Consider the following 15,954-nt stretch of genomic DNA (forward strand, 5'->3'; position numbering starts at 1 on the left):
GGGCATCAGGCCGGGATGAAGGGACTGGCGCGCCCCGAATAGGACACGTACAGCAGCTCCCCCGCCCGCGTACACGCCACGTAGAGCAGCCCCCGTTCGCGTTGCAGATCGTGCGCCCGGGCCGTCGGGTCCTCGTCGGCCGGGGTCAGCGCGTCCGGCGCCGGCACGATTCCGTCAGCCACGCCTATCACGGCCACCCGGCGGAATTCCAGCCCTTTCATGCCATGAAGAGAGGTGACTTTGACCGTGATGCCCGCTTCGCGTAGTGCGGTGCGGGCGGTACGGACGAGGTCAGGGGTGCGCGCGGCCACCGCTATCTGGGCGGTCGGCACGCCCTCCTCCAGCCATTCGGCCACGGTGGAGACGAGCCCGGCGATCTCGGCCGCCGCGTCCACGTACCCGCGCACCATCGGGCGCACGCCGTGGTCCACCGCGCGGTAGCCGTACATCGCGGCGTTGCCCGCGACCAGGCCGTCGGCCGGACCACCGCCCCGCAGGCGCACTCCCCACGACAGGATCTCGGTGGACAGCCGGTGGGAGACCTTCAGGCGGAAGTGGCGGGCGGGGATGCCGACGTCCGCCAGCGCGACCCGCGTGTCGAACATGCGCTGGTGCGGGTCTCCCAGGATGAACAGGTCGTTCGGAGCGGCGGGGACCGCCGCCCGTAGCAGCCGCCACTGGGCCGGATGGAGGTCCTGCGCCTCGTCCACCACGACGTGCCGGTACGGCTCCCGCCCCGGCGCCTCCTCGCCCAGCAGGTCGCCCACGGCCCGCCCGAGCAGGCCCGCCGCCTCCGAGGCGAGCTGCAGCAGGGTGCGCCGCCCGGACTCGCGCAGGCGCCGTACGACCTGCTGGACGGCCTCCCACACCATCGTCCTGGCCGCGGGATCGAGCCGGACGCCGCGGCCAGGCCGGGCGGCGGCCTGATACTCCTCCAGCGTCCGCAGGTTCTGCGCGAGGATCACCTGCTCCCACTCCCGCAGCAGGAACGCGCTGCCGAAGCGCCCGACGGCCGCCTCCTGCCACAGCTCGGCCAGGTCGTCGGAGGAGACGAGGGCGGGGGCGCGGCCCTCCGCCTCGGCGACGATGCGGTGCGCGATCCTGTCGACGTTGCCCACCTCGACGCGCTTGCGGACCACCTCGTCGTTGATGATCATGTCGAGCCGCGCGGACAGCTCGGTCGCGAGGCTCTGCGAGAACGTCACCAGCAGCACCGGGCCGGTGGCCGCGCGGGCCAGCAGGGCCGCCCGGTGCAGCGCGATGACCGTCTTCCCGGTGCCCGCGCCCCCGGTGATCAGCACCGGCTGCTCGTACGCCGGCCAGTTGGCGTAGGTGTGCTGGGGCGGGTAGAGGAACGTGCACCAGCCGGGCAGCGTGAGGATGCGCTCGAGCTCCGTTGCGTCGGCGGCGAACGCGGCCCGGTCGGGGCTGCGCCGCAGCGCCGACAGAAGATCCTCGGGGTCGATCTCGTCGGCGACGCGGGAGCGGCAGGCGTCCAGCTCGCGCCACGCGGCCGCGAGCGAGCCGCCGCGGGCGAGCGCGGCGAGCGGCGCGTACTGGCTGTGCGGAAGCAGCGGCTCCAGGGCGGCGAGATGCGACTCCGACGTCATCAGCCGCAGCAGCGGCAGCAGGTGGGCGTCGACGCCGATGTTCAGCAGATCGGCGTCGCACCAGTTCTCGAACAGCGGCCGTCCGCCGGTCACCGACGCGCGGCGCAGGGCCGGCTCGATCCGCTCCAGCGCCTCGGCGTCCCAGGTCTCGACGATACCGATGGCCGTGTTGACGCCGAACCTGTGCCGCTGCGCGTACGACCACGCCTCGGCGTCCGGTAGCACGGTGAGCAGCCAGTAGACGTCCTCCTGCCGCACCACCACCCCCCGGTGGCGGTCGGCGAGCCGCAGCGTGGCGACGCGGGGATCGCGGCTGTTGCGCACCCTTTCGGGGTGCGGCGCGGCGGACGCGTTCAGCAGGAACCGGCGTACCGCGACGGCGACGTCCCGGCGGACCGGACGGGTGAGCGCGCCGAGCCCGCGCAGGAACTCCGGGGAGATCGCGAGCCGGGGCATCGGCTATCCCAGCAAGGTCAGCAGGTCGCGGTCCCCGCGTTCTCGCAGCCGCGCGAGGAGTTCGGGCCGCCCGACGGGCGGAACGAGGCCGACACGCGTCGCGATCACCCGCGCCGCCTGCTCGGGCGTGCCGCTCGGCGCGGTGTAGCCCACCAGGCGCAGGGCGCGGCTCGTCTCGTCGCCGCCGTTCGCCGCCGGCAGGTGCCGTACGCGCAGCATGCCCTCCTCGGACAGGGTCAGGAAGATGTGGCTGCCCTCCTCGGCCGAGACCTCGCTGAGAATTCGCTGGAGGGAGCCCAGGATCGGCCGCGCGTGCCAGGAGAGGCCCACCTCGCCGGCCGCGCTGCGCACCGTGCGGTCCTCGCCGGGCGTGAGACCGACGTACGCCGCGAACCCGCTCGGCAGCGGCACCTCGCCGCCCTGGAGGTGGTCGCCGGAGACGTCGATCCTGAGCCACCATCTGCCGTCCGGCTGCCGGAAGCACCGCCGGGTCAGCGCGACGTCCTTGAGCCCGCCCTGTTGCCGGTCGGGGTCGATCGCGGACGCCTTCTGGGCGCGCAGTTGCGGCACGCTCTCCAGCCACTGCCTGGCGATGTCGGGACGTACGCCGAGAGAGCCGATCATCTCCAGAGCCTGGGGGACGGTCGGCGGGCGCTCGGCCGAGGCGATCAGGCTCCGCGTCCTCTCCCGCAGCTCCTCGATGTCGCCGGCCACGAGCCAGTCGCCGAAGAGGCGGTATCCGGGGAGCGTGGCGAGCACGAACCGCCAGGCGGGCACCTCCAGCGAGCGCAGTTCGCGCCCGTGCCACTCGGCCGCCGCGACGAACCGCTCCTTCGGCACCGCGGCTCCGCAGGTGTCGGTGAGCCAGGTCAGATGCTCGTTGTACGGCTTCGCCTCCGGCAGCGCGAGCCAGCGGGACAGCCGGTCGCGCAGGGCCGCTTCGAGGTCGTGGATGACGGCGGGATGGACGGCGAGCAGCCTGGCCAGCTGCTCGGGGTCGGACGGCTCGTCGGCGAAGACCCGGTTCTGCGCCACCATCCAGGTCTGGTCGTCCAGGTCGCCGAACGCCGCGTCGATCAGCTCGGGGATTTCCGCGGCCTCGTTCTCCGGGATTTCGTGTTCCGGAGGCTCTTCTTCCCCGACCTGTTCGTCCGGGGAAGCCTCCACCGGCCCGGCCTGCTCGGGGACGAGCTCAGGGACAGGCTCGGGGACCGGCCTGGCGACAGGCTGGGCCTCCTCCGGAGACATCCGTAAGAACACGGCGGTGAACAGAGCGGTCAGCACCGGGCGGGCCTTGACGAACGGCTGGTCGGCCAGTTCCCGGCCGGACAGCGCGAGCAGTCCGTGCCACGACCCCACCCGGTCGAGCGCGATCGCGACCTGGGGATCGTCGGCCTCGTCGGGGTCGAGCACGTGCAGCGCGGGCAGCACGTCGCCGACGGCCGCCGCCGGCCAGTGGTCGAGCGCGAGTTCCGTGAGCAGGTCGCCCAGGGCCTCGGCGTCCAGGACGGCGAGCACCCGGTGCAGGGGCAGCGCCCGCCACCAGGCGTCCGGCAGGCCGGGCCGCTCGGTCAGGATCGTGATCCGGGCAGCGTCACTCCAGCGCAGCGGTGGCACGAGGTCACTCAGGCAGAAGTTCATGCTTTCCCCATCACTCACAAAGACCAGTCCATAGTCTGGCAAATCGCCCCGTCGTGGTGGAGATGTCAGTGACGTTCTGCGGCGAAACGGAGACGGACGTAGTCGGCCATCCAGCCGGTCTCCCGGCGCAGGGCGGGGGCGGCCAGTTCGTTGACGCGGCGCAGCAGCGGCTCCACGGCCGCCGGGGGGACCCGGTCGAGCAGCGAGCCGGCGAACATCCGGACCCAGTCGGCCGCGCCGTTCGGGCACTCGTCGAGCGGGGTGGGGCGGTCGAAATACTCCAGCAGCCGGACCGTGAACCCGCCCTTCTCCAGCCGGTGGGCGTACTCGGCCGGGCTGGGGAAGTACCACGGCAGCTCGGGCTCGGGCAGGCCGTACTCGCGCCAGGCGGTGAGCACGGCGGAGGTCAGGGCCGCGCAGTTGCCCGCGCCGCCCATCTCGGCGACGAACCGGCCGCCCGGCCGCAGCGCCTCCCGCACGCAGTCGATCACCGCGTCGGGGTCGCGGCTCATCCAGTGCAGCGCGGCGTTCGAGAAGACCGCGTCGTACGGCTGGGCGACGGTGAAGTCGTAACCGTCGCCCACCGTGAAGTCGAGTCCGGGATGCTGCGCGATGGCCTGCTCGATCATGGAGTGGGAGCCGTCGATGCCCAGCACGTGGGCGCCGCGCCTGGCGATGTCGGCCGTCAGCACGCCGGTGCCGCACCCGAGGTCGAGCACGCGCTCACCTGGGCGCGGGTCGAGTAGTTCCACCAGCGGGGCGCCCTGAGCCGAGACGTAGCCGAAGGAGCTGTCGTAGGCGCGAGCGTTCCATCGGGTGAGACTGGGAGTTTCGTACCTCAAGATCGGCTCGCATTCTGACACGTGGTGCCCGGTGTCGGGATTGCCGCAATCTCATGCCGACTTGTGAGACTGCTGGGATAACGACACACTTTACGGCTTCCGTCGCGTCCGCGAGATCGGCGAGCTCAACCGACCATCTTGGCCCAATGCGCGGTGATGTATGACTTGGCCTGATCCTGCTCGGGGATGTTGATGATCACCGGGTCGCCGGACGCCTCCGGCAGCCTGGCGGCGGCGTCCCCGTCCAGCGTGTCGCGCATCTCCATCGCCTCCATCCGGGCGGGCCGCGCGTACGCCTTGAGGAAGAGGTTCTGGCCCTCGTCGGACAGCAGGAACTCCTCCCACAACCGGGCGGCGGCCGGGTGTGGCGCGCCGGCGCTGATCGCCTGCATGTAGTAGGAGGCGAGCACCTCGTTCTTCGGGATCGTCACGCGCCAGGCCGCCGCTCCGCGGCCGGAGGCGGCCCGCGCCGCGTTCATGAAGTCCCAGTCCACCACCGCGGTCGCCTGGTCGGGCCGGCCGAGCATGCCGCCCTTCTTCAGCCGCGCGAACAGGTCCACGCCCCGCGCGGCGTCCGGCAGTCCGTTGCCGAGCGAGGCGGCCATCACGGCGCTGAAGGCCGAGGCCACCCGGCGCGGGTCGCCCGGTAGCGCCACGATCGTCCCCGGCCTGACCAGCGCGCCGTACGACGCGGGGGCGGGGACCTTCCTGGGGTCGTAGCCGATCGACATGTATCCGCCGTAGGCGGCGAACCAGCGTCCCCGCTGTTCCTTGGCCTCGTCGGGGATGTCCGCCCAGCCGGTCACCCGGTAGGGCGCGAAGAGCTTGGCGTTGGCGACCGCGACCTCCAGGGTGAGGTCGAACACGTCCGGCGCCTGATTCGTCCCCTTCAGGCGGGCCGCGGTGTCGATCTCCTGCTTGCTGCTCGCCTCCGGCACGATCGAGGTCACCTTGATGCCGTACTTGTCGGAGAAGCGGGCGATGATGTCCTTGTAACCGACCCAGCCGCCCGGCAGGCCCACGACCGTGAGCGCGCCCTCCTTCTTGGCCGCGTCGACGAGCCTGTCCATGGTGCCGAACCCGGACTCCAGGCTGTCGGCCCGGGGGTTCAGGGGCGGCGGCGGCTTGTCCGACGACGACGGCTTCGAGCACGCGGAGGCCGCGAACAGGAGGACGGCCGCCGAGGAGATCGTCACGACGCAGGCACGTATGGTCACGCCGCGTATGCTCCCCGCGTCGCGGCGGCCGTTCGCGGCGGCGCGCTGGGGCATTACCGAGTCGGCGTCCGCACCATGCACGCCGATTACCGGGCGCGGGGATTACCGGGCGGGCGGCGCGGGCGGCACGACCTTGGCGGCGGCCAGGGTGTCCTCGGCGATCTCTACGAGGCTTCCGTCCCGTTTTCGCACGATGAGCACCCCGTCGTGCCAGGATTCCAACACGCCGACGGCGTCCCGGTGCCCGCCGGGCACTCTGCGTCGCGTCGTCACCCGTTTGCCCACGTCGGCGGGGGTGATGGCGACCACGAGACGGGCTCCGAGCCGAGGGGCCACGACGATTGCCCCCCTCCTGTTCCGGCTAGTCGGCAGGCACCGCAATACTAGGGCTAGCAACCCGCGGTCGAGCCGTGCAACCCAGAAGGAGCCCGAGGTGACGTACGTCATCGCGCAGCCTTGCGTGGACGTCCTGGACAAGGCGTGCATCGAGGAGTGCCCCGTCGATTGCATCTACGAGGGCGAACGCATGCTCTACATCCACCCCGACGAGTGCGTGGACTGCGGTGCGTGCGAGCCGGTGTGCCCCGTAGAGGCGATCTTCTACGAAGACGACCTTCCCGATCAGTGGAAGGACTTCTACAAGGCCAACGTCGACTTCTTCGAGGAGCTGGGGTCGCCCGGCGGCGCCTCGAAGGTCGGAAAGATCAACAAGGACCACCCGCTGGTCGCGGCGCTCCCGCCGCAGGGCGAGGACCACTGATCGACGCCTGACCGGCGTCGTCCGTGACGACTGGGGGATTTTCTTTGCTTGCGTTGCCGGACTTCCCATGGGATCGGCTCGTGCCCTATCAGGATCTGGCGCGGGCGCATCCCGGCGGGATCGTCGACCTGTCGGTCGGCACGCCGGTCGACCCCGTTCCCCCGGTCGCCCGTGAGGCGCTCGCCGCCGCCGCCGACAGCCCCGGCTATCCCCTGACGTACGGCACGCCGCGGCTGCGTGAGGCGGCCGCGGGCTGGCTGCGGCGGCGGCACGGCGTCACGATCGACCCCGCCGACGTGCTGCCGACCATCGGCTCCAAGGAACTGGTGGCCTGGCTGCCGACGCTGCTCGGCGTGCGGCCCGGCGAGCGCGTGGTCTTCCCCGAGCTCGCCTATCCCACGTACGACGTGGGGGCGAGGCTGGCCGGGGCCGAGCCCTACGCGACCGACGGGCTCCTCGCGCTGGGCCCCGAGCGGGTGCCCCTCGTGTGGGTGAACTCACCGTCCAACCCCACCGGGCGCGTCCTGCCCGCCGAGCACCTGCGCAAGGTCGTGGCGTGGGCGCGCGAGCGCGGCGCGGTCGTCGCGTCCGACGAGTGCTACATCGAGCTGGGCTGGGAGGAGCACCCGGTCTCCGTCCTCCATCCGGACGTGTGCGAGGGCTCCCACGAGAACCTGCTCGCGGTCCACTCGCTGTCGAAGCGGTCGAACTTCGCCGGATACCGCGCCGGCTTCGTCGCCGGCGACCCCCGGCTCGTACGGCGGCTGCTGGAGGTGCGCAAGCACGCCGGCATGATGATGCCCGCCCCGGTCCAGGCCGCCACGGCGGCCGTGCTCGACGACGACGCGCACGCCGACGAGCAGCGGGAGCGGTACGCCCGGCGCAGGGCGGTGCTGCGCCCGGCGCTGGAGCGGGCCGGCTGGCGGATCGAGCACTCGACCGCCGGGCTCTACCTGTGGGCCACCGACGGCACCGGCTGCTGGGACCAGGTGCGCGCCCTGGCCGAGAGGGGCATCCTCGTCGCTCCGGGCGAGTTCTACGGCGACGCCGGGCGCGGCCACGTCCGCATCGCCATCACCGCCACGGACGAGCGCGTCGATGCGGCGGTGAGCCGCCTCCAGTAGGATCGCCCGCCATGACGACAGCGATCGTGATCGTGCTGGGCCTCGCCGCGGTCGTCGTCGTGCTGGGCGCCGTCGCCGCGATCCGGCGCGTGCGCGCACGCGAGCCGGTCCGCACGCCGCCCGCCGCGCCGGGAGAGTCGCCGCCGCCCGACCCCGCGGCCGATCCCGACTTCTTCGACCCCCGCACGATCAGGGTGGGGGACACCGTCTACGTGGAGGCCGCCCGTTATCGGGCCGTCGGCGCCCTGCACTGCACGATGCAGGGCGAGAAGTGGACGGAGTATCTGCTGGACGAGGGCGCGCGGCGCTACAACTGGCTGTCGGTCGAGGAGCGGCCGGGCAAGGAGGGCGAGCCCCTCCACCTGGAGGTCCTGTTATGGACCGACGTGCCGACCCAGGGCATGGTGCCGGCCAGGCACATGCTCATCGTCGACGGCCTTGAGTTCTATCCCATCGAGCGCGGCACGGCCGCCTTCCGCTCCGAGGGGACCACCGGGCTGCCCGAGCGCGGCCTGCTCGACTTCGCCGACTACCGGGCCGGTGACGGCCGCCTGCTGTCGTTCCAGCGTGTGCAGGGCGGCCAGTGGGAGGCGTCCTACGCCCGGCCGCTCACTCCCGGTTCCATCCGAGTGGATCGGCTTCCCTGATCACACGGGTAGGTTCTGCTTGTGGAACGGCGCCTTACCAAACCTGTCGTGACCGTCATGGTCATCGTCGTCCTGCTGGGCGCCGCCATCTTCTACGGCGCCTATCACCTGTTGAAGCGGACAGAGCCGTTCGCTCTGGGCGAACACTGCATGGTCAAGACCCCCGAGGGCACGCTCGACCTCGACATCGAGCAGGCCCAGGTGGCCGCGACCATCGCCGCCGTCGCGGTGCGGCGCAAGCTGCCCGAGCGCGCTCTCCAGATCGCCTACATCACCGCGATTCAGGAGTCCAAGCTGGCCAACCTCCCGTACGGCGACCGCGACTCGGTGGGCGTCTTCCAGCAGCGGCCCTCCCAGGGGTGGGGGACGGCCGAACAGCTGCAGGACCCGGTCTACGCCTCGCGGAAGTTCTTCGCCGCCCTGGAGAAGGTGAAGCACTACCGGACCCTGCCGCTGCACGAGGCGGCCCAGGCCGTGCAGCGCTCCGCCGACGGCTCGGCCTACGCGGAGCACGAGTACGACGCCAAGGTCCTCTCCGCGGCGTTCATCGGTCGCGTGCCCCAGGCTGTGCACTGCTGGTATCCGCCGTCCGACAAGCCGGTCGCGCCGCGGCCCGAGGCCGCGCGCAAGCAGCTCGTGCGCGCGCTCGGCACGGACTCCGCGCCCAAGCGCGGCTGGCTGGTCGCCGCCTGGTACGTCACCCACGCGCAGAAGTACAACCTGCGCCAGGTGCGCTTCGAGGGCGTCACCTGGACGGCCGCCAGCGGGCACGACGGCTGGCGCAAGGCCACCAAGCCCGTCGCCACCGTGCAGGTCGCCTGAGCCCGTGGATTAAGGTCGGATGGCATGCGGCTTGACCTTGCCCAGGACGTGGGCGCGCTGACGGCGCAACTGGTGGACATCGAATCGGTGAGCGGCGCGGAGAAGGCGCTGGCCGACGCCATCGAGGAGGCGCTCGATCCGCTGCCGCACCTGACGGTGCTGCGGGACGGCGACGCGGTCGTGGCGCGGACCGACCTCGGCCGGGCCGAGCGCGTGGTGATCGCCGGGCACATCGACACGGTCCCGGTGGCGGACAACCTGCCGAGCAGGGTCGAGGACGGCGTGCTCTACGGCTGCGGGACGTCCGACATGAAAAGCGGCGTGGCCGTCCAGCTGAAGCTGTGCCTGCTGGCCGCGCCCAACCGCGACCTGACGTTCGTCTTCTACGACTGCGAGGAGGTCGAGGCCGAGCGGAGCGGCCTGCTGCGGCTCACCCGCACCCACCCCGAATGGATCACGGGTGACTTCGCGGTCGTGATGGAGCCGACCGACGGGCTGATCGAGGGCGGCTGCCAGGGCACGCTGCGCGCCGAGATCACGGTGAAGGGCGTGCGCGCGCACAGCGCCCGGTCCTGGGAGGGCGTCAACGCCGTCCACGGCATCGCGCCGATCCTGGAGACCCTCCGCGAGTACGAGGCGCGGCGCCCGGTGGTGGACGGCCTCCAGTTCCGCGAGGGGCTCAACGCGGTGGGCGTACGCGGCGGGGTGGCCGGAAACGTGATCCCGGACGAGTGCGTGGTGACCGTGAACTACCGCTTCGCCCCCGACCGCACGCTGGAGGAGGCGTTCGCCCACGTCCAGGAGGTCTTCGACGGCTTCGACGTGCGGCTCACCGATGGAGCGCCCGGCGCGCGGCCGGGGCTGACCCACCCCGTCGCCGCGGCGTTCGCCGCCGCGATCGGCGGCACGCCCCGGGCCAAGCTCGGCTGGACCGACGTCGCGCGGTTCTCCGCCCTCGGGATGCCCGCCGTCAACTGCGGCCCGGGCAACCCCGACATCGCGCACACGGCGGGGGAGAACGTGAGCCTGGACAAGATCGTCGAGAGCGAGCGCCGGATGACGGCCTGGCTGGCCGAATAGCCCGTAGATAGAAGAAAGTGGCTTTCCTCGCCGGCCATTTGGCGGGGAAAGCCACTTTCGTCCCGAGCAGCACCCTCAGTCCTTAGACGGAGCCTCGGCGAAGACCGGTTCCACGTTCCCGGGAATGTTTTCAAGATTCTTCAGAGCGTTGAAGGTGCCCTCCCGCCGCACGGTGTGCCAGCGCAAGCGCACCCCGAGAACGGCCGTGGCGACGGACTGGATGACCACCAGGTACATCAGCTGCCGGTAGACGAACTGCTGCAGGGGGAGCACCCACAGCGCCGAGGCCCGTTCTCCGTCCAGACGCAGCGCGTACCACCCGCTGAGGGCCTGGGCGGTGACGAAACCGGCCCATACCGCGACGACGGGCAGCGGGTCCGCCACCGCCACGCTGTAGACCGCCATGATGTCGACGACCGGGGCCAGCAGCGGCAGGATCACCTGGAAGAGCGTGAGATATCCGAGGCACCGGCGGCCGAAGGGCCCCCGCTCCAGCACTGCCCCGCGGTGCTTCCACATCGCCTGCAAAGTGCCGTAGCACCAGCGGTAGCGCTGGCGCCACAGTTGCCGTAGCGAGGTGGGCGCCTCGGTCCACGCCCGGGCCCGTTCCTCGTAGACGACCCGCCAGCCCGCCCGGCAGATCGCCATCGTGAGGTCGGTGTCCTCGGCGAGGGTGTCGAGGCTGACGCCGCCGACCGACAGCAGCGCCTGCCGGCGGAACGCGCCGATCGCGCCGGGCACCGTCGCCATGCAGCCGAGCAGGTCGAAGGCGCGCCGGTCGAGGTTGAACCCGATGACGTACTCGATGTGCTGCCACCGGCCGATCATGCCGCGGCGGTTGCCGACCTTCGTGTTGCCACTGACCGCGCCCACCGAGGGGTCGGCGAGCGGTTGGATGAGGTTCCCGATGGTCGACGGCTCGAAGACGGTGTCGCCGTCCACCATGATCAGGATGTCGTGTGAGGCGTGGGCGATGCCGGTGTTGAGCGCGGCGGGTTTGCCGCCGTTGGGCTGACGGATGACGCGGACGCCGGGCAGATTCAGCGAGGCGGCGATCTCCGCCGTGCGGTCGCTGGAGCCGTCGTCCACGACCAGCACCTCGACCCGCCCCGGATAGTCCGTCGTCACGAGCGAGCGGACGGTCGCCTCGATCCCCGCCTCCTCGTTGTACGCGGGGACGATCACGGACACGGCCGGAGGGGCCGGCCACACGGGAACGCGGTCGCGCCTGCGCCTGGGGGAGTTCTCCGGGCGCCTGCGGCGGGTCCTGCGGGCGTGGACCCAGGCGAGCGAGACGAAGAACGCCAGGCGGGCGAGGGTGAGCACCCCTGCGACGGAGAGGATCCAGCCCAGTGAGCCGGTGAAGGCGGCCGAGACCCGCTGGGCGACGGCGAGAACGCTCCCGAGGAAGCGCTCGCCGGTCCCGGCGGGTGTGTGGGCCGAGGGCAGACCGGCGGCCTTCGTGAGCGTGGTGGCCGAGTAGCCCCTCCTCTTCAGCGCGTCCAGCAAGGCGTCGACGGCGGCCACGGTCCGGCTCCGATCGCCTCCGGCGTCGTGGAACATGACCACCGCGCCCCGGCCCCGGCGCGGGAGCGTGTCCCTCACCATCCGGTCGACGGCGGGACGGCTCCAGTCCCGCGAGTCGAGGTCGGTGAGTGCCACCAGGTATCCCTCGTCCCCGAGCGCGTGCATGGCCGCGAGCTGGGCGCCGCCGACCGCCGACGGCGAGGAGGAGTACGGCAGGCGCGCCAGGCGCGTGTGCACCCCGGTCGTGCCCGCGAGGACCTTCTGCGTGAGGGACATCTCCAGCCGGATGCGCCAGAGCGGGGTGGTCGTCAGGTCGGCGTGGGTGTAGGTGTGGTTGCCGAGCTCGTGACCCTCCGCGAGGATCCTGCGGACCAGCTCGGGGTGCTCGGCCGCGTGGGCGCCCACCACGAAGAAGGTCGCCTTGACGCCGTGCCTGCGCAGCACGTCGAGGATCCGGGGGGTCCACTTCGGGTCGGGGCCGTCGTCGAAGGTCAGCGCGACCGTCCGGGCGACCGGCCGTACGCTGCGAGGGCTGGGCCCCGAGGCGTTCACGACCGGCCCGCCCGAGCGCACCCGGTCGAGCTCGGCGGAGTGCTCCTCGCCCGCGGAAGGGGGCGCGTGCGTCTCGCCGACGACGTTGTGCGCGAAGCCGTTGAGCAGCAGCGCGCCGGTCGTCAGCAGGGCCGCGATCGCCACGAGGAACCAGTGGCCGCGGGGGTCGGCCCGCTTGCCGCGTCGTCCCGCCATCACCGTGTGCTCACCCTTTTCACTTGGGTCCGCGCGTCCGGCCGACCTGACCCGGCGGTGTGCCGCCGTGGCCGGGGTTCGCCGCCGGCGCCTCCGTGACCTCGGGCGAGGGTTCCGCGGACGGTCCCGCCGTCTCGGACGGCGAGGGCCGCCGGGTCGGGGCCGAGGAGGGGACGCGGGGCGGGACGGAGGACGAGGAGGCGGACGGGCGGGGCGGCCGGGAGGCGGACGGCCGAGCGGCGGGCGAGGTGGCCGTCCGCGTGGGGCGGGCGGCGGGCGTCGAGGCCGGAGGCTGGGCGGAGATGCTCGTCTCCGGTGAGCGGGAGGGGCTGGGCGAGCGCGGCTGCGGATGCGCCGCGTCCGTCCGGCCGGCCTGCCCCGGCCAGTTCAGCGCGGGGAGCTCGGAGCCGCCGACCATGCCGCCGAGCACGCCGACCAGCAGGGTCACCGTGAGAGCGGTGACCAGCACTCCGGTGACGATCGCGGTGACGGTGAGCACCTTGCTCCTGCGACCGCTGTGGTCGACGAAGACGGCCGTGCTCGTGGGGTGTGGCTCTCTCACGGGCTCCGATGCTATTGAGGCTGGGCTGATGTTTGGGACGCGATATGACGTTTGGGGCATAACTAATCGGGTACTTCGCGCGTCTTGCACCGTTCCCTATCCCGACCGTTAGCGTGACCGTCATGAACCACACCCGACCCGAACGCCGGCAGGGTCCGTCGCTGGTCCGCGGCGGCCTCGTCCCCGAATCCACCCACGACCAGCGCCTGCTCGACCGCCGCGGCCCCACCGGCTGGCTGCACGAGGATCCCTGGCGCGTGCTGCGCATCCAGTCGGAGTTCGTCGAGGGCTTCGGCGCCCTCGCCGACCTTCCCCCGGCGGTGACCGTCTTCGGCTCGGCTCGTACCGGTCCCGACAGTCCCGAGTACGAACTCGGGGTGAAGGTCGGCGCGGCGCTCGCCAAGGCGGGCTACGCCGTGATCACCGGCGGCGGCCCCGGGGTGATGGAGGCGGCCAACAAGGGCGCGCTGGAAGCCGGCGGCGTCTCGGTCGGCCTCGGCATCGAGCTGCCGCACGAACAGCGCCTCAACGACTACGTGGACCTCGGCATCGAGTTCCGCTACTTCTTCGTGCGCAAGACCATGTTCGTCAAGTACGCCAGCGGGTTCGTGGCCCTGCCCGGCGGGTTCGGCACGCTCGACGAGCTGTTCGAGGCGCTGACCCTGGTGCAGACGCGCAAGGTCACCTCGTTCCCCGTGATCATGATGGGCGTCTCCTTCTGGTCGCCGCTGATCGACTGGATCCGCGACACGCTGCTGGCCACCGGGAAGATTTCGCCGCAGGACGTCGAGCTGGTCTCGGTCACCGACGACCCCGACGAGGCCGTGCGCATCATCGTGGAGGCCGACCGGCGCTCCGCCACCCAGTGAGGTCGCGACTCAGCGAGGTCGTGACTCAGTAAGGTTGCGACGTGTTCGTCTGCGTGTACTGCTCGTCCAGCCAGAAGATCGACCGCAAGTACGTCGACCTCGCCCGGGAGGTGGGCGCCGAACTGGCCCGCCGCGGCCACGGCCTCGTGAGCGGGGGCGCCATCGTCTCCTGCATGGGCGAGGTCGCCCGGGCCGTCCGCGACGGCGGCGGCCACACGATCGGGGTGATCCCTCAAGCCCTCGTCGACGTCGAGATCGCCGACACCGACTCCGACGAGCTGATCGTCACCGCCGACATGCGTGAACGCAAGGGGATCATGGACGCCAGGTCCGACGCCTTCCTCGTGCTTCCGGGCGGCATCGGCACCCTGGAGGAGCTGTTCGAGATCTGGACCTCCCGCGTGCTCGGCATGCACGAGCGGCCGCTGGTCGTCCTCGACCCGTGGGGCCTGTACGGGCCGCTGCGCATCCTGGTCGACAACATGTACGAGCAGGGCTTCACGCGGCCGAACGTGTTCGACGCGATCTCGTGGGCGACCACGGTGGAGGAGGCGCTCGACATGCTGGAGCAGACCACCCTCCGCCTCAGCCCGACGGGCGAGGAACTCGGCGAGAGCTAGAGGGCGGCTCAGGCCAGGCCGCGGCGGGTCAGGGCAGGGGGACGGCGGCCCAGCAGGGCCTCGGTCATGTCGAGGGCCTGCCGTACGTCGTGCGACGTCCGGAAGACGCTCGCGCCCGCCCAGGCGTATGCGGCGGCGGCGGCGATCGCCTCGGTCTCGTCGCCGGGGAGCGTCACCACGACGGTGTGTCCCGCCCCGGCCAGCGCGGACGCCTCAGGCAGCGAGGCGGCCTCGACCCAGCCGGGCTCGATCTCGTCGTCGGGCCCGATCACGCGCGTCATGCTTCCATGCTCGCACGCGAAAGAGTTGTGGCACGATTCGTATGTGCTGGTCGTACTCGTCATCGCCGGACTCGCCGTGATCGCCTGTGTGGTCATGGTCTCGCTGGGACACGGCGGCGAGATGGCGGAGTTCCCCCCTGACGTGCCGCCGCTCGAACTGCCCGCGGCCGGTCAGATGACTCCCGCCGACCTGATCGCGCTTCAGCTTCCGATCGGTCTCGTGGGCTACAGCACCCAGGCGGTGGACGAGACGCTGCACCGCGTCTCGGTCGCGCTCGGGGAGCGCGACACCCGCATCGCGGTGCTGGAGCAGCGCGTGGCCGAGTTATCGTACGCACGGCTGCAGGCGCGCGAGGAGACGAAGCGGGCCGAAATTAAGCAGGCCGAGACCAAGCAGGTCGAGACGGAGCAGTTCGAAGACTCCGAGAACCGGGCCGAGCGCGAGCCGGAGGTGTCCTCGGCGACGGTTCGGGAGGGCTGGGACGGCGAGCGCGCCGACGCGGAAGAGGCATGGTGACAGTGCACGACGACGGGCTTGTCCGCTGCGGATGGGCGGGCACGACCCCCGACTACATCGCCTACCACGACGAGGAGTGGGGCCGTCCGGTCCGCGGGGACGACCTCGTCTTCGAGCGGATCACCCTGGAGGCGTTCCAGTCCGGCCTGTCGTGGCTGACGATCCTGCGCAAGCGTGACAACTTCCGCAAGGCGTTCGCCGGGTTCTCGATCCCGGCGGTGGCGGCCTTCGACGAGGGCGACGTGGAGCGGCTGCTCGCCGACACCGGCATCGTGCGCAACCGTGCCAAGATCGAGGCGGCCGTCGCTAACGCCCGCGCCGCACTGGAGGTGCCGGACGGGCTCTCGGCGCTGGTGTGGAGGCACGCCGAGGAGCCCGGCAGGGTCCCGGCCACTCTCGCCGACGTCCCGGCCCGCACCGCCGGTTCCACGGCGCTCGCCAAGGAGCTCAAGAAGCACGGGTTCCGCTTCGTCGGCCCCACCACGGCCTACGCCCTGATGCAGGCCATCGGCCTGGTCAACGACCACGTGGCCGACTGCCACGTCCGCGAGGCCGTCACCGCCCAGGTCAGCGGCCTGCGTCGCGTTTGACGGCTGGCGGCTGACGGCTTCAAAGCGCCTACCGCCCTTCGA

17 protein-coding genes are annotated in these 15,954 nt (G+C 71.7%); 9 read left to right on the plus strand and 8 right to left on the minus strand.

The window, feature by feature from the left end:
- Positions 1 to 5: 5 nt before the first annotated feature.
- From ABZ860_RS16495 to ABZ860_RS16515, 5 genes are all read right to left on the minus strand, one after another.
- Positions 6 to 2,066, minus strand: a complete 2,061-nt coding sequence (locus tag ABZ860_RS16495; protein ID WP_357220608.1) for a UvrD-helicase domain-containing protein — start codon at positions 2,064 to 2,066, stop codon at positions 6 to 8.
- A gap of 3 nt (positions 2,067 to 2,069) precedes the next feature.
- The gene (locus ABZ860_RS16500; protein WP_357220610.1) at positions 2,070 to 3,707 is read right to left on the minus strand and encodes a hypothetical protein; all 1,638 of its coding nucleotides are present in this window, start codon (positions 3,705 to 3,707) and stop codon (positions 2,070 to 2,072) included.
- Between the two features lie 65 nt (positions 3,708 to 3,772).
- Positions 3,773 to 4,549 carry a methyltransferase domain-containing protein gene (locus tag ABZ860_RS16505; protein WP_357220612.1) on the minus strand — a complete coding sequence of 259 codons (777 nt, stop codon included), beginning with the start codon at positions 4,547 to 4,549 and terminating at the stop codon, positions 3,773 to 3,775.
- Between the two features lie 125 nt (positions 4,550 to 4,674).
- Positions 4,675 to 5,766 carry an ABC transporter substrate-binding protein gene (locus tag ABZ860_RS16510; protein ID WP_357220614.1) on the minus strand — a complete coding sequence of 364 codons (1,092 nt, stop codon included), beginning with the start codon at positions 5,764 to 5,766 and terminating at the stop codon, positions 4,675 to 4,677.
- 102 nt (positions 5,767 to 5,868) lie between these two features.
- Positions 5,869 to 6,102 (minus strand): hypothetical protein, encoded by a 234-nt coding sequence (locus tag ABZ860_RS16515; RefSeq protein ID WP_357220616.1) that lies wholly within the window; start codon positions 6,100 to 6,102, stop codon positions 5,869 to 5,871.
- A 97-nt stretch (positions 6,103 to 6,199) separates the two neighbouring features.
- On the opposite strand from ABZ860_RS16515, the gene fdxA reads away from it, so the two are divergent.
- The 5 genes from fdxA to dapE are packed head-to-tail and all read left to right on the plus strand — an operon-like array spanning position 6,200 to position 10,199.
- Positions 6,200 to 6,526, plus strand: a complete 327-nt coding sequence (fdxA, locus tag ABZ860_RS16520; protein WP_169948736.1) for a ferredoxin — start codon at positions 6,200 to 6,202, stop codon at positions 6,524 to 6,526.
- 44 nt (positions 6,527 to 6,570) lie between these two features.
- On the plus strand, positions 6,571 to 7,650 hold the full coding sequence (gene dapC, locus ABZ860_RS16525) for a succinyldiaminopimelate transaminase (protein WP_357220618.1): 1,080 nt from the start codon (positions 6,571 to 6,573) through the stop codon (positions 7,648 to 7,650).
- A gap of 11 nt (positions 7,651 to 7,661) precedes the next feature.
- Positions 7,662 to 8,297 carry a DUF4178 domain-containing protein gene (locus tag ABZ860_RS16530; RefSeq protein ID WP_357220619.1) on the plus strand — a complete coding sequence of 212 codons (636 nt, stop codon included), beginning with the start codon at positions 7,662 to 7,664 and terminating at the stop codon, positions 8,295 to 8,297.
- Positions 8,298 to 8,354: 57 nt separating this feature from the next.
- Positions 8,355 to 9,119, plus strand: a complete 765-nt coding sequence (locus ABZ860_RS16535) for a hypothetical protein (protein ID WP_357220791.1) — start codon at positions 8,355 to 8,357, stop codon at positions 9,117 to 9,119.
- A gap of 24 nt (positions 9,120 to 9,143) precedes the next feature.
- The gene (gene dapE / locus ABZ860_RS16540) at positions 9,144 to 10,199 is read left to right on the plus strand and encodes a succinyl-diaminopimelate desuccinylase (protein WP_357220621.1); all 1,056 of its coding nucleotides are present in this window, start codon (positions 9,144 to 9,146) and stop codon (positions 10,197 to 10,199) included.
- Positions 10,200 to 10,274: 75 nt separating this feature from the next.
- On the opposite strand, the gene ABZ860_RS16545 is transcribed toward dapE, so the two are convergent.
- Positions 10,275 to 12,473: a bifunctional polysaccharide deacetylase/glycosyltransferase family 2 protein gene (locus ABZ860_RS16545; protein ID WP_357220623.1), complete on the minus strand. Its 2,199-nt coding sequence runs from the start codon at positions 12,471 to 12,473 to the stop codon at positions 10,275 to 10,277.
- Positions 12,474 to 12,492: 19 nt separating this feature from the next.
- On the minus strand, positions 12,493 to 13,035 hold the full coding sequence (locus ABZ860_RS16550; RefSeq protein ID WP_357220625.1) for a hypothetical protein: 543 nt from the start codon (positions 13,033 to 13,035) through the stop codon (positions 12,493 to 12,495).
- 122 nt (positions 13,036 to 13,157) lie between these two features.
- Here ABZ860_RS16550 and ABZ860_RS16555 point away from each other — a divergent pair, with 122 nt between their 5' ends.
- Positions 13,158 to 13,904, plus strand: coding sequence for a TIGR00730 family Rossman fold protein (locus ABZ860_RS16555; RefSeq protein ID WP_357220627.1), 747 nt, complete (start codon positions 13,158 to 13,160; stop codon positions 13,902 to 13,904).
- Positions 13,905 to 13,945: 41 nt separating this feature from the next.
- On the plus strand, positions 13,946 to 14,524 hold the full coding sequence (locus tag ABZ860_RS16560; RefSeq protein ID WP_357220629.1) for a TIGR00730 family Rossman fold protein: 579 nt from the start codon (positions 13,946 to 13,948) through the stop codon (positions 14,522 to 14,524).
- A gap of 8 nt (positions 14,525 to 14,532) precedes the next feature.
- Here the strand turns inward: ABZ860_RS16560 and ABZ860_RS16565 are convergent, their stop codons facing one another.
- Complete coding sequence (locus tag ABZ860_RS16565; protein ID WP_357220631.1) at positions 14,533 to 14,805, minus strand: hypothetical protein; 273 nt, start codon at positions 14,803 to 14,805, stop codon at positions 14,533 to 14,535.
- 43 nt (positions 14,806 to 14,848) lie between these two features.
- On the opposite strand from ABZ860_RS16565, the gene ABZ860_RS16570 reads away from it, so the two are divergent.
- Positions 14,849 to 15,322, plus strand: coding sequence for a hypothetical protein (locus ABZ860_RS16570; protein ID WP_357220633.1), 474 nt, complete (start codon positions 14,849 to 14,851; stop codon positions 15,320 to 15,322).
- On the plus strand, positions 15,316 to 15,912 hold the full coding sequence (locus ABZ860_RS16575) for a DNA-3-methyladenine glycosylase I (protein WP_357220635.1): 597 nt from the start codon (positions 15,316 to 15,318) through the stop codon (positions 15,910 to 15,912). Before ABZ860_RS16570 ends, ABZ860_RS16575 begins: the two co-directional genes overlap by 7 nt.
- The last annotated feature ends 42 nt before the right edge of the window (positions 15,913 to 15,954 follow it).

The organism is Microbispora sp. NPDC046973 (assembly GCF_040644495.1).
GTDB lineage: Bacteria > Actinomycetota > Actinomycetes > Streptosporangiales > Streptosporangiaceae > Microbispora.

Coding starts and splice junctions, on each gene's coding strand:
- ABZ860_RS16495 (WP_357220608.1), bottom strand. CDS start 2,066: ATGCCCCGGCTCGCGATCTCCCCGGAGTTCCTGCGCGGGCTCGGCGCG.
- ABZ860_RS16500 (WP_357220610.1), bottom strand. CDS start 3,707: ATGAACTTCTGCCTGAGTGACCTCGTGCCACCGCTGCGCTGGAGTGAC.
- ABZ860_RS16530 (WP_357220619.1), top strand. CDS start 7,662: ATGACGACAGCGATCGTGATCGTGCTGGGCCTCGCCGCGGTCGTCGTC.
- ABZ860_RS16535 (WP_357220791.1), top strand. CDS start 8,355: ATGGTCATCGTCGTCCTGCTGGGCGCCGCCATCTTCTACGGCGCCTAT.
- dapE (WP_357220621.1), top strand. CDS start 9,144: ATGCGGCTTGACCTTGCCCAGGACGTGGGCGCGCTGACGGCGCAACTG.
- ABZ860_RS16545 (WP_357220623.1), bottom strand. CDS start 12,473: ATGGCGGGACGACGCGGCAAGCGGGCCGACCCCCGCGGCCACTGGTTC.
- ABZ860_RS16555 (WP_357220627.1), top strand. CDS start 13,158: ATGAACCACACCCGACCCGAACGCCGGCAGGGTCCGTCGCTGGTCCGC.
- ABZ860_RS16565 (WP_357220631.1), bottom strand. CDS start 14,805: ATGACGCGCGTGATCGGGCCCGACGACGAGATCGAGCCCGGCTGGGTC.
- ABZ860_RS16575 (WP_357220635.1), top strand. CDS start 15,316: ATGGTGACAGTGCACGACGACGGGCTTGTCCGCTGCGGATGGGCGGGC.